Annotated in this window: 11 protein-coding genes; 7 read left to right on the top strand and 4 right to left on the bottom strand. The window is 67.8% G+C overall.

Translation table 11 applies throughout. The annotated features are described in order from the left end of the window. Positions 1 to 4 precede the first annotated feature (4 nt). Positions 5 to 457 carry a surface-adhesin E family protein gene (locus tag KPL78_RS01340; protein ID WP_219760844.1) on the bottom strand — a complete coding sequence of 151 codons (453 nt, stop codon included), beginning with the start codon at positions 455 to 457 and terminating at the stop codon, positions 5 to 7. Continuing rightward, a complete protein-coding gene (locus tag KPL78_RS01345) occupies positions 454 to 1,965 on the bottom strand; it encodes an aldehyde dehydrogenase family protein (RefSeq protein ID WP_219760845.1) in 1,512 nt (503 codons plus the stop codon). Before KPL78_RS01345 ends, KPL78_RS01340 begins: the two co-directional genes overlap by 4 nt. A 144-nt stretch (positions 1,966 to 2,109) precedes the next feature. On the opposite strand from KPL78_RS01345, the gene KPL78_RS01350 reads away from it, so the two are divergent. The 7 genes from KPL78_RS01350 to KPL78_RS01380 all read left to right on the top strand — a co-directional run bounded on the left by KPL78_RS01350 (position 2,110) and on the right by KPL78_RS01380 (position 9,136). Next, on the top strand, positions 2,110 to 3,033 hold the full coding sequence (locus tag KPL78_RS01350) for a hypothetical protein (protein ID WP_219760846.1): 924 nt from the start codon (positions 2,110 to 2,112) through the stop codon (positions 3,031 to 3,033). A gap of 218 nt (positions 3,034 to 3,251) precedes the next feature. Then, positions 3,252 to 4,091, top strand: a complete 840-nt coding sequence (locus tag KPL78_RS01355; RefSeq protein WP_219760847.1) for a hypothetical protein — start codon at positions 3,252 to 3,254, stop codon at positions 4,089 to 4,091. Between the two features lie 80 nt (positions 4,092 to 4,171). Continuing rightward, positions 4,172 to 5,167 (top strand): hypothetical protein, encoded by a 996-nt coding sequence (locus tag KPL78_RS01360; RefSeq protein WP_219760848.1) that lies wholly within the window; start codon positions 4,172 to 4,174, stop codon positions 5,165 to 5,167. A 200-nt stretch (positions 5,168 to 5,367) separates the two neighbouring features. Next, entirely contained in the window at positions 5,368 to 5,799 is a 432-nt protein-coding gene (locus KPL78_RS01365) for a hypothetical protein (RefSeq protein ID WP_219760849.1), read from the top strand. After that, positions 5,799 to 6,842, top strand: coding sequence for a hypothetical protein (locus KPL78_RS01370; protein WP_219760850.1), 1,044 nt, complete (start codon positions 5,799 to 5,801; stop codon positions 6,840 to 6,842). The genes KPL78_RS01365 and KPL78_RS01370 overlap by 1 nt, the downstream gene beginning before the upstream one ends. A 216-nt stretch (positions 6,843 to 7,058) precedes the next feature. Next, on the top strand, positions 7,059 to 8,267 hold the full coding sequence (locus tag KPL78_RS01375; protein WP_219760851.1) for a CaiB/BaiF CoA transferase family protein: 1,209 nt from the start codon (positions 7,059 to 7,061) through the stop codon (positions 8,265 to 8,267). Positions 8,268 to 8,296: 29 nt separating this feature from the next. Continuing rightward, positions 8,297 to 9,136 (top strand): alpha/beta fold hydrolase, encoded by an 840-nt coding sequence (locus KPL78_RS01380; protein ID WP_219760852.1) that lies wholly within the window; start codon positions 8,297 to 8,299, stop codon positions 9,134 to 9,136. A gap of 104 nt (positions 9,137 to 9,240) precedes the next feature. On the opposite strand, the gene KPL78_RS01385 is transcribed toward KPL78_RS01380, so the two are convergent. Beyond that, positions 9,241 to 9,462 (bottom strand): dimerization domain-containing protein, encoded by a 222-nt coding sequence (locus KPL78_RS01385; RefSeq protein ID WP_219760853.1) that lies wholly within the window; start codon positions 9,460 to 9,462, stop codon positions 9,241 to 9,243. 333 nt (positions 9,463 to 9,795) lie between these two features. Beyond that, positions 9,796 to 12,555, bottom strand: coding sequence for a hypothetical protein (locus KPL78_RS30625; protein WP_219760854.1), 2,760 nt, complete (start codon positions 12,553 to 12,555; stop codon positions 9,796 to 9,798). Positions 12,556 to 12,633: the final 78 nt, after the last annotated feature.

Genomic DNA, 12,633 nt, shown 5'->3' on the forward strand with positions numbered 1-12,633 from the left:
GAGGCTACAGCCCGCAGGCCGCATCCAGGAAGGACCCGCCAAGCGAGCCCGCCGGCGCGGGCTGGAAGGTCCGGCCGCGCGGCCGTTCGGCATGGACCGGCTCCTGCGCGTTCTGCCGGGCGAACCAGGCGCCTTCGAGCGGCCGCCACTGCCGCTCGGCACAGCGGTACTCGGCCATGAAACGCACCGATTGCGCCCGCCCGCCCGTCTCGGGGATCGGGATGGGCTCGCGCAGGTTCAGCAGGATCCAGGCGCGGCGGACCGCACCGCGCGCCACCAGGCCCCGCTCCTGCACATAGCCGCTGACGATGTCGCCGCCGGTGCTGAGCGAGGGGATCGGTTCCCAGCCCACCGGAGGCGGGGGCGGGGGAGGCGCGGCGGGCGGCGCGGGCGGGGGTTCCGCCGCGCAGCCCGCGAGGATCAGGGCCAGGACCAGCCCGCGCCGGAGCACCCTCACGCCATGTTCACCATGATGGTCTTCTTGTGCGTGAAGTGCTCGAGCATCGCCTCCAGGCTTGCTTCCTTGCCGAGGCCCGAGGACTTCACCCCGCCATAGGACAGGTTCGCCTGCACGACGAGGTTCTGGTTGATCTGCACCAGCCCCGCCTCCAGCCGGTGCGCGAGGTCGAGCCCGACCTTGAGGTTGTTCGTCCACAGCGACGCGGCGAGGCCGTAGTCGCTGTCATTCGCCTCGGCGAGCACGGCCTCGGGGCTGTCGAAGGGCTGGATGACGGTGACGGGTCCGAAGATCTCCTCGCGCACCAGGCGGCTGTCGCCGGTCAGGCCGGTGAAGATCACGGGCTGGATGAACAGGCCCTTCTTCAGCGCCGGGTCGGTCGGCATGGCGGAGCAGACATGGGCGGTCGCACCGGGTGTGGCCTTGCCCTCGGCGATGAAGCCCTTGACCTTCTCGAGCTGGCCTTCGCTGACGATGGTGCCGATGTCGGTCTTCTCATCCAGCGGATCGCCCATGACCATGCCGTTCACCGCATCGGTCATCGCCTTGACGAAGCGATCGAAGATCGGGCGTTCGACATAGATGCGCGATGCGGCCGTGCAGGACTGGCCCTGCCGCGTGAAGCGCATCGAGGTCAGCGCGCCGGAGACCGTCTTGTCGAAGTCGCAATCGGCGAAGACGATCATCGGCGACTTGCCGCCGAGTTCGAGCGTGACCGGGATCAGCTTCTCGGCCGCGGCGCGGGCGACGATCTTGCCGGTCTCGACCGAGCCGGTGAAGGTCACCTTGCGCACCAGCTTGTGCTCGACCAGCGGCGCGCCGCATTCGGGGCCGAAACCCGAGACCATGTTGAACACGCCGGGCGGCAGGATGCGGTTCATGATCTCGCAGATGCGCAGCACCGCGAGGGGGGCTTCCTCGGCCGACTTCACCACCACGGCATTGCCGGCCACCAGCGCCGGCGCGACCTTCAGCGCCATCAGCAGCATCGGCACGTTCCACGGGATGATGGCGCCCACCACGCCGAGCGGCTCGCGCACCGTCACCGACAGCACCTTGGGGTCGAAGGGGACGGATTCGCCCTTCAGCTCGGAGCCGAGGCCGCCGAAGAATTCGAAGACATCGGCGACGACGCCGGCCTCGACGCGGGATTCGGTGCGCAGCGCCTTGCCCGTTTCCAGCGCGATCAGGCGGCCGAGCTCATCGACATGCTCCTTGAGGAGCTGCGCGCATTGATGGACCAGCGCGCCACGCTTGCGGGCAGGAACCTTCGCCCAGTCCTTCTGCGCCTTCGCGGCATCCTGCACGGCGGCATCGACATCCGCCGCATCGCCTTCGGCGGCGCGGGCGACTTCCGCACCCGTCGCCGGATTCACCACGGCGAAGGTCTTGCCCGACCGCGCGGGGACATAGGCGCCGCCGATGAAATGGACGCCGGAGAGCGCCTTGGCGAGCGCGAAGGGATCGGTGGAGGGCTGGGCAGGGGTGGGGTGCGGACGGTCGAGCATTCTGATCCTCCCGGGATGGTTTTCGGGGCCTGCGATGGCGGCGGACCATGCGCCGCGAGGGCCGGCGGGGCAAGCGGGTGCGGGCTTGACTTTGAGAACAAAATAGGAACATATTCGTCTCGTGCGGCATGAAGGCGTGAGACGATGGCGGATGCGGCTTCGAAGGATGCGGATCTCCGCGCGATGATCCGGCAGCCGGCCTACCGGCAGCCCGGCGCGGCCGGCGAGGGGCTGCGGCGGGAGGTGGCGGCGGCCTATGCCGCGCGCTATCCGGGGCCCGGCCCGCGCGCGATGGCGGCGCAGCAGGGCGAGGCGATGGTCCATGTGCGCGCCCATCAGCGCCGGGGCGAGGATGGGCGGCCGCATGGGGTCCGCGCCTATGAGCGCTCGGCGCCACCCGCGGGATCGGGCCGGCCGGCGGGGGCGGGGCAGGCGGCATCGCGGGCGACCCCGCGCGCCGCACCCGCGCAGCCGGCCCAGCCCCGCGCCGCCGCGCCGGCCGCGATGCCGCCGCGAGCCTGGGTGGGGCAGCCGAACCAGGAATGGCGGGAGAGGATCGCGGAGGAGGAGTCGCGGGAGGGCGCTGCGCGCGACCATGGCTATGGTGTGCGGAATGCGAGCGGGGCGCTGGGGCGGTATCAGATGACGCCAATCGCGCTGCGAGAGGCAGGCTGGCAAGACGGCCCGGGTGCATGGCACCCACCCGCAAATTTTCCGAACGTGCGAAGCGACGCGGCCTTCCTCGCAAACCCGGCGGCGCAGGAGGCGGCCCTCACCGACTATTTGCGTGGGATAGAGCAACGCATGGTGAATAACGGCGTGATGGCCCGGCTGGGCCAGCAGGTGCGAGCATTCGATGGCACGCCGATCACTCTCCGTGAAGCAAACCTCGCTGCGGCCGGCCATCGCTACGGCGCTGGCGGCGTGAAGGCCTATCTAGAGCATCGCGATCGTGGTGCATCGCTGTCAGCGGCGCGGAACGATAGCCAAAGGTATATGTTCAGGGTCATCGAAGGGCGTCTGCGCCGCTTCGAGGATATGACGTCCTATCAGCGGCTGCGGCCGTGAAGCGCGCTCTTCTGTTGGCGGCCGCGCTGCTGGGGGCACCGGCTGCGCTAGCGCACGACGTTCACCTATCCTGGCGTTTCATGGACCCCGTTGCCGCTGCCGGATTTCAGGGCCTGCGCGAGGAAAGCGCGCGAGACCCGCTCAATGTCGCCTTTGACCTAGCCCTCAACGAAGATCCGGACGATCGGCAAGGCCGCGGAGAAGACGGCCGTAGAGCGATGAACTTCGACCCGGCCCGCGATCTGCTGACCATCGTGGAGGACCTCGGCGGCGACGGCCGGCCGGAGGTCTTGCTGTTGTTCAACACGGCCGCCATTTCCGGCAATTGGGGTGGTCTGTGGGGAGTCGTCATGGTCGAAGACGCGCCTGGCCGGTGGCGCGAGGCGTGTTCCATCGCGCATCGTTCCGCGCCGCCCGTCGGCGCGATCCGTCTTCCGGCGGCGCCTTTGCGGGGATGGCGGAACTTCCGGACCGATGAGGGCATCTATGGCTGGCGGCCAATGGCCGACGGATCGGGGCGCATGGAATGCACCCCACCGGAGATCACGGCGGTCCGGCCCGTTCGCGGGCCGCGGCGACGGGCGCGCTGGGTGCACTGGCAGCGTCCTATCGACCCGATGGCGTCTGATGCACTGCGTGAGTTCCGCCTGTCGACCCATCCCATCGCCGACGCCATGGCGATCAACCACGAAGGTGCCCGCATCGGCGTGAACCGCACGCCGGGCCGGCCACGCAACTTCGACCCGGCCTTCGACCTGCTCTATGCGACGAGCGACCTTGGCCGCAGAGGCGCGGAGATCGCGTTCCTGCTGTTCGACTGGCCGATGCTGCGCCGGGACGGGGAGCCCCTGCCTGGCGTGGTGATGTGGTGGTCGGCGCCGGAGGCGCGCTGGCGCATCGCCTGCACCATCGCCGATGCCGGGGATCGGGGTGCGGCCGGCGGCGTCACCTTGCTCGACACGCGCAGCGAGGGGCTGCGCGACTTCCGTACCAGTGCCGGCCGCTATGCCTGGGCGGGCGGCCCGGCGGGGCCCGAATGCCACGCCGTTCCGCCATGAGGTTGGCATCACTGGTGCTAATCACGATGCTGGCCAGTCACACGGCCATTGCGCACGAAACGCACCTGGCTTGGCGCTTCATGGATCCTGTCGCCGCTGCGGCCTTGCAGGGGCTGCGGCAGGGCGACCCCGAGCGGAGCGGGTTGAGCGACTCTGTCACCCTGAATATCGATGACGACGACCGGCAGGGTCGTGGCAACGACGACTGGAGCTCGCTCAACTTCAATCCTGTCGAGGATTTGCTGACGATCGTCGAGGACTTCAACGGCGATGGCCGGCCAGAGGTCCTTATGGTGTTCACGACATCGACCATCTCCGGCAACACAGGCTGGCTCAGCGGCGTTGCGATGGTGGAGGACCGTCCTGGCCAATGGCGCGAGGCATGCCAGTTCTCGCATGGGTACGCATCCTACCCGCCCGGCGCGATCCGGCGTCTCGCCACATCCTCGATGGGGTGGCGCGGCTTTCGTACCGATGACGCGCCCTATGGATGGCGGCCGATGGCAGACGGATCGGGCCGCATGGAATGCGTTGGGCTGGCGGCCGAGCCGTCCCCGGCCATCCGCGGGCTGCGGCGGCGCGCGGCTTGGCTGCCCTGGCGTTCCATTGACCCCGATGCAGCGTCGGCCCTGCATGAATTCCGCGTTTCGTCCCACCCGATCGCCGACGCGATGGCGATCAACCACGAAGGCGCGCGGATCGGCGTGGACCGCACGCCCGGACGGCCGCGCAACTTCGACCCGGCCTTCGACCTGCTCTACGCGGTGCACCCGATGGGCGGCGATCGCGGCCCGCTGGTCTTCCTGCTGTTCGACTGGCCGATGCTGCGCCGGGAGGGTGAGCCCCTGCCTGGCGTGGTGATGGTCGAGAACCGCCCGATCGAGGAGCCCCGCCGGCGCTGGCGCATCGCCTGCACCATCGCCGATGCCGGGGATCGGGGCGCGGCCGGCGGCGTCACCTTGCTCGATGCGCGCAGCGAGGGGTTGCGGAACTTCCGCACCAGCGCGGGGGTCTATGATTGGCGTGCCGTGCCGGACGCGCCAGACCGGCCTGAATGCCTTCGGGTGACGCCATGAGGGCAGGCGCGCGCGCGGTACTCGCCCAGCCGGCCCAGCGGCGCGCCGCCGCGCCGGCCGCGATCCCGCCGCGGGCCTGGGTGGGGCAGCCGAACCAGGCGTGGCGGGAGCGGATTGCGGAGGAGGAGTCGCGCGGGAGCGCAGCGCGGGACCATGGGTATGGGGCGCGGAATGCGAGCGGGGCGCTGGGGCGGTACCAGATGACGGGTATCGCGCTTGAGGCGGCGGGTTGGCGAAACAGCCATGGCGTTTGGACGCCGCAGCCAGGATTTTTGAGCGTCACAGGCGATGCCGCCTTTCTGGCCAATCCCGCTGCGCAGGAGGCGGCTCTCAACCGCTACATGAATGATAACGAACGCCAACTGGAAAGGGCTGGTGTTTGGGCGCGAGGCGAGCGTCGTGAAATCATACAGGGCTTTGACGGACAACCCGTACCGTTGACACCGGCGGGCTTGGCGGCCGCCGCGCATCGGGAAGGTGCTCCAAGAGTGATCCAATATCTTGAAGTGAGGGCAGCCAACGGGGCTCTTCCTGCCTCGAGACCAGGACAACGAGGCTATCGGTCATCGTACAACGAAATCGAACGGCGCCTGCGTGCGTTTTCGGGTGAATCCTACGAACGGATGCGGTGATGAAGGTACTGCCTCTGATCCTGGCGGCGGTCCTTATCGTCGTCCCCAGGGTGATGGCGGCGGAGGGCATGCTCCCGTGGCGCTTCATGGACCGCACGGCAGCATCGGCGTTCGACGGCCTTCGCCGCAGCGGTGATCCCTTCGCCGAGCCGCTGACACTCAACATGGATGCGGATGACCGCCAGGGCCGCGAGCAGGCGGAAGGGCGGTCGCTGAACTTCGATCCGACAGATCTCTTTTACGTTGTCCAGGATCTCAACGGCGATGGTCACCACATGGTATTTCTGCTGCCGATGGGCCCCGGTTCATCGGGCAGTACTGCGCGCACGGCCGGCGTCGTCATGCTGCGGGACGACGCCGGGCCTTGGCGAGTCGCTTGTGAGATTGAGGAACGCGTGGTGGGTCTCGGCCCTGGCCCTGGCGTCTTCATCGGCGGGGCCAGCCACGGCTGGCGCCCCTTTCGCACGCTCGAAGGTCCTTATGGCTGGCGACGCATGCACGGCGGTTCGGGCCGGATGGAATGCCTGCCGGTGGCCGGGCCGATTCAGGGCAGCGCTGTCCGGCGCGGGGAGCGTCTCGTGCGCTGGCGATCCATCAGCCCGTTGGCGGCCTCCGCCCTGCGTGCCTTCCGCAACATGAATCACCCGATCGCCGATGCCATGGCGATCAATCACGAAGGCGCGCGGATCGGCGTGGACCGCACGTCGGGCCGACCGCGCAACTTCGACCCGGCGTTCGACCTGCTCTATGCGACGAGCGACCTTGGCCGGAGAGGCGCGGAGATCGCGTTCCTGCTGTTCGACTGGCCGATGCTGCGCCGGGAGGGCGAGCCCCTGCCCGGCGTGGTGATGTGGTGGTCGGAGCCGGAGGCGCGCTGGCGCATCGCCTGCACCATCGCCGATGCCGGGGATCGGGGTGCAGCCGGCGGCGTCACCCTGCTCGACACGCGCAGCGAGGGTCTGCGGAACTTCCGTACCAGCGCCGGCCGCTATGCCTGGGTGGGCGGCCCGGCGGGACCGGAATGCCGCGCCGTGCCGCCATGAGCCACGGCGCCTAGCCCCGCATCCGTGCGCCACGAGTTCCGTGACGTGGCTGGCGAGCCCCCCATGCCCTGCGCCGGAAGACGGCTTTCCCAATGACACGGTCATTTGGCGGGAAGGGTCAGCGAGGGGCGGCGCCCCTCCCGTTCCGCCCGCCGCGTCTTGTCCCGCCAGTCCCGCCGCCTATAAGCGACAGGACTGCCGAGAGGGAATTGTCGCATGACCACCGCCGCCCCGGGACCGCTCGCCGGTCTTCGCGTTCTCGACCTCACCCGCGTCCTGGCCGGGCCGACCTGCACGCAGATGCTGGGCGACCTCGGCGCCGAGGTGATCAAGATCGAGCGCCCCGAAGCCGGCGACGACACCCGCGGCTTCGCCCCGCCCTTCTGGCCTGAAACCAAGGAATCCGCCTATTTCCTCGGCGTGAACCGCAACAAGAAGTCGGTCACGGTGGACATCGCCAAGCCCGAGGGTCAGGCGCTGATCCTCAAGCTCCTCGAAAGCTGCGACATCCTCGCCGAGAACTTCAAGGTCGGTGCGCTCGCCAAATACGGGCTGGGCTATGACCAGCTCAAGGACCGCTTCCCCCGCCTGATCTACTGCTCGATCACCGGCTTCGGCCAGACCGGCCCCTATGCGCCGCGTCCCGGCTATGACGCGCTGATCCAGGCGATGGGCGGCATCATGTCGCTGACCGGCGAACCGAACGGTTCCCCGCAAAAGGCCGGCGTGCCGGTCGCGGATCTGTTTGCCGGGCTGTACGGCTGCATCGGCATCCTCGCCGCGCTGAACCACCGCAACGCGACGGGGCAGGGGCAGCAGATCGACATCGGCATGCTGGATACGCACGTCGCCTGGCTCGCCAACCAGGGCATGAACTACCTGTCGACCGGCGAGAACCCGCCGCGCCTGGGCAACCAGCACCCGAACATCAGCCCCTATCAGGAATACCCGACCAAGGACGGCTACCTGATCCTCGCCGTCGGCAACGACCCGACCTTCGAGCGTTTCTGCAAGAATTTCGGTCAGGAACACCTGCTCGCCGACGAGCGCTTCGCGACCAACCCGAAGCGCGTCGCGAACCGCGACCTGGTGACGCAGACCCTGACGCCGGTGATGAAGACGAAGACCACGGCGGAATGGGTGGAGGCGCTGGAGGCGCTGAAGATCGGCTGCGGCCCGATCAACACGCTGAAGGACGTCTTCGCCGACCCGCATGTGCAGGCGCGCAACATGACCCTTGAGATGGCTCATGGCAGCGGCGCCACCGTGAAAGTTATTGCCAACCCCGTGAAGCTCAGCGCGACGCCGCCCACCTACCGCTCGGCGCCGCCTATGCTGGGCGAGCACACCGAGGCCGTGCTGTCGGGCATTCTCGGCATGGGCGCGACCGAGATCGAGGAATTGCGCGCCAAAGGCATCCTGTAGCCGGCCGCGCCGGCGGGAAGGGGAAGGACATGATGCGCGACGGCGCGGTGCGTTGGCTTTCGCCTGCCGGCTTCTTCACGATGCATTGGTGGGAATGGGGGCCGGAGGATGGCGCCCCGGTCATCTGCGTCCATGGTCTGACCCGGTCCGGCCGCGACTTCGACGCCCTGGCCGAAGTCCTGGCCGCCGCCGGTCGCCGCGTCATTTGCCCCGACCTGCCGGGACGCGGGGCCTCGGACTGGCTGCCCGACCCCGCGCTCTACCAGCCGATGACCTATGTCGGCGCGCTGTCGCATCTGCTGGCGCGCTTCGACCAGCCAGTGGACTGGGTCGGCACGTCGCTCGGTGGCATCTGCGGCATGGCGATCGCGGCAACGCGCGGCAATCCGATCCGCCGCATGGTGCTGAACGATGTCGGCGCCTTCATCCCGCAGGACGCCATGGCGCGCATCCGCGACTACATGGCCCTGCCGCCCGAGGTCTTTCCCGATGTCGCCGCGCTGGAATCCCATCTGCGCCGCGTCCACGCCCCCTTCGGGCCGCTGACGGATGCGCAGTGGCGGCACCTGGCCGAGACCTCCGCCCGCAAGGTCGAGGGCGGCATCATGCTGCACTACGACCCCGCCATCGCCGACCCGATCCGCGCGCAGGAGGCCCAGGCCGTGGACATGCGTGGGCTCTGGGCGCTGATTACGATGCCGGTGCTGGTGATCCGCGGGGCGGACAGCGACATCCTGCCGGCCGAGACGGCCCAGGACATGGCCGCGACGCCGCATGTGGAATGTACCGAGATCCCGGGCACCGGGCACGCGCCGGCGCTGATGGATGCAACGCAGATCGGGCTGGTGGCGCGGTTCCTCGCAGGGTGACTTGGAGAGGGGGTTGCCCTTCTTCAAACCTCGCATCACCAACAGTCTTTTCGGCCTGCTCCTTCTGCTGCTGCGGTTGGAGGGGCTTTGCCCCCTCTTAGGCCCTAATCTTCCCCCCTGAACGGAATCCAGCGGGAATGAGAGCGTTGCCGTCCCGCCGGATCAGTTTTCAGGTTCAGGACGAGTTCGAGCATCCCCAGCGCGTCGAGGACGTTCAGGGCACCGCGGTGGCGAATTCCAAGCCGCCCTTGCGGCGCCCCGAGTTCCAGCGGACCGCCTTCCGCGAGAATGGTGAATACGCTGAGTTCGGACGCGGTCAGGAGCACCTGAGACGCTCAGTAGCTGCATCCCATCGCAAGTATCGTATCAGGCGAAGGCGCTTCGTTCCGAGGCGGTACCATGTGAGGCTCTGGAGAACTTCCGTTCACCTGCAACGCTCGGGATGTTTGTTTCTGTGAGCGTCTTCACCTGTCCAGATGGGTCTATCTGGACAGGATCTGCTCCAGGCTCAGGACCTCCCAGTCGCTTCTGTCAACGCGGCGGGGTGTGATTCGTGGCATGTTGGAGGTGCCGCCATGCCCACGCCGCCGTTCCTGCTCTCGGTCGCCCAGATGCGTCGCCTGTCGCCGTATTAATACCCGTCGCTGGGGGGATGCCCGTCAGACGATCAGGAAATCGGATGCGGTCAACACGGCCCGATCCTCGATCACGGCGAACCGGATCGATGCGACACCGCCCGCTCCGTCGGCGTCATAAAAGAGCTCGCCCGTCGTCGCGTTGTAGACGATGCGGTCGTCGGCATCATGGGCTGCCGTCACTCCAGCGCCCGCGTGGAACGCGGCGCTGGATAGGCTGCCGGTGCCAGGCGAAAGACCCAAGAAGACGGCGTTCTCAAGGTGGATGATGTCATCCGTTGTAGAGAAGCCGCTGATGCGGTCGAGATTCGTCGCCCCATTCGGGGTGGTATTGAAGACGAAGGCATCATTGCCGGCGCCACCCATAAGGACATCGCTTCCTGCTCCGCCGGCGAGCGTGTCGTTGCCGGCACCGCCGCTCAACGTATCGTTGCCGAGCCCGCCGTTCTGCCTGTCGGAACCTGTCCCGCCATAGAGCACGTTGTCGAGCGCGTTGCCTGTCAGCGTGAGCCCTGCGACCGTTCCCGCGGCGACCGCGATCTTCTCGAGGTTCGCGCCGAGGGCAAAGGACACGCTCGTTCGCACCAAGTCCGTCCCGGCGTTCACCCCCTCGACGATCCGGTCGGTCGCCGAGTCAACGATGTACAGATCATCGCCGAACCCGCCCAACATAGTGTCACTGCCGGCACCGCCGATCAGCGTGTCGTTGCCTCCACGTCCCTCAAGGCGGTTTGCGCCGGCATCACCGACCAGTCGATCGGAGCCAGTGGCCGAACCGATAAGATTCTCGACACCATCCAGGATGTCTCCCGCCGCATCACCGGTTGCCGTGACGGATCCGTCCAGCGCAATGGTGACGCCCTTGGACCAAAGGTAATCGGCCACATCGACGCCGGTCCCACCGACAAGGACATCGGCACCCGCTCCACCGGCCAGCGTGTCGTTGCCGTCGTCTCCTTGGAGAATATCGGCGTCCCCGCCACCATCCAGCCGATCCGCGTCAGCGCCCCCCACCAAATAGTCGGCGCCGGCTCCGCCCAACAGGATGTCGGCGTCGCTGCCACCGGACAGGACGTCGTCACCGTCGTCCCCATAGAGCGTATTGGCCCCGGCGCCGCCATGCAGAATGTCGTTGCCCGCGTTCCCTAGAAGGCGGTCCGCGCCGTCTCCCCCCCAGATCACATCATTGCCGGTGCCGCCGTCGACCGTGTCGTTGCCGTCACCGGCATCGGCAACGTCATTTCCCGTCCCTGCACGAAGCAGATCATTGCCGCTCCCGCCTCCGAGTTGATCGTCGTCCGCCCCACCGTCGAGCGTATCGTCGTCGGCACCGCCATCCAGGACGTCGAAGCCATTTGCGCCGAGGAGCAGGTCGGCCCCCTCGGCGCCGAGCAGGACGTCGTCCCCGATATCGCCTCGGAGGATATCGGCGCCGCTGTCGCCGGCCAGGAAATCCGCGCCTGCCCCACCATCGAGAGTATCGAGCCCCGCGCCGCCGAACAGGCTGTCGTCGCCAGCCTCGCCAAGCAGGCTGTCGCTGCCCAATCCGCCCCAGACGTAGTCGCCGTGGTTCCCCGCACGGACCGTATCGGCGCCGTCACCAGCATCGATGGTGTCAACGCCCGAGCCGCCGAGAAGGAGGTCATTGCCGGACTGTCCGTTGATCAGATCCGCACCATCGCCGGCGTCGACAGTGTCGTCGCCGCCCTCGGCGGCCATCCAGTCATTGCCTGCCCCCGCCGTGATGCTGTCGGCGGCAGCCGTGCCCTGGATGCTGTCATTCAGTTCTGTGCCCAACCAGTGCGGGACGAATGTCCCCACCGTACCCGTTGCGGCGCCCCAGTCGGCTTCCGCATAAACGATGCTATGGAGTCCGTCCTGTGAAACTGTGGTGAACCAGAGACGGAGCACGCCGCCGGAGAATTCGGCCTCGGGGCCCACCACGCGGCTGCCAGATGGCAGGCCAAGGCTGGCCGCGGAGACGATGGGCTCCGGTGCCACGTCCCATGGGCCGAGTGGATTGTCCGCGACTGCGATCCCGATCACTCGATCGTCGCCATGAAGGCCGGTGAAAAAGAGGTACCACTTTCCGTCCGGCCCCTGGATCAGAGATGGCTCGGCAACGCCGTCGGCCATCCAAGACCGTGACGAATCCGCGACGAGGACCGGTTCGTCACGCTTCGTCCATGTCATGCCATCGTCGGATGTCGCCGCGAGCAGTCGGACGCCGAATTCCCCGCCGATCATCGTCGCGTCGGTGTAGGCGTGTCCGCAGTAGAGCATGAGATAGCCGGCATCGAAGGCGATGACGGTCGGACTGTAGACGGCGTCATTGTCGTACCAGCCAGGTGTGGGCGCCAGGACAGGCCCGCCGTCCACGACCGTGAAATTCGCACCATCGGTAGAAACGGCGGCGTAGAGCGCTGCGGGGAAGCCACTCATTGCCCCCGCGGTGTTCGCGTAGCCGGAATAGAGCAGGACGTAGGTGCTGCCGGCCTTGAATATGGAGGCCCCCTCAACGTTGGCTGTGCCTGCGCTGTTGCCGCTGACGACTGTCCCGGCGCTCAGGTTACCGCCGATCTGCGTCCATGTGAGTCCATCCGTCGACACCGCCCCGGCGATGACCGGGTGTGTGCCATCGGCAAGCTCGATCCCGTCGGTGTAAAATAGGCGCCAAATTGTGCCGTCGTTCAGAATTGTGGGGTCGCCGGCAGCGACATTGCCATTGAAGGTTCCCCCCGCGACGGTGGACCACGAGGTGGAGGCGAGCGACGTCAGCGCCATGCCGGGACCCGCCGGGCGTGACCGGCCCAGCATGCATCAGACCCATCGGACTCACTCAATGTTTGTGGTTTCACGCCC

This window comes from Roseomonas alba, assembly GCF_019430885.1.
Lineage (GTDB): Bacteria > Pseudomonadota > Alphaproteobacteria > Acetobacterales > Acetobacteraceae > Neoroseomonas > Neoroseomonas alba.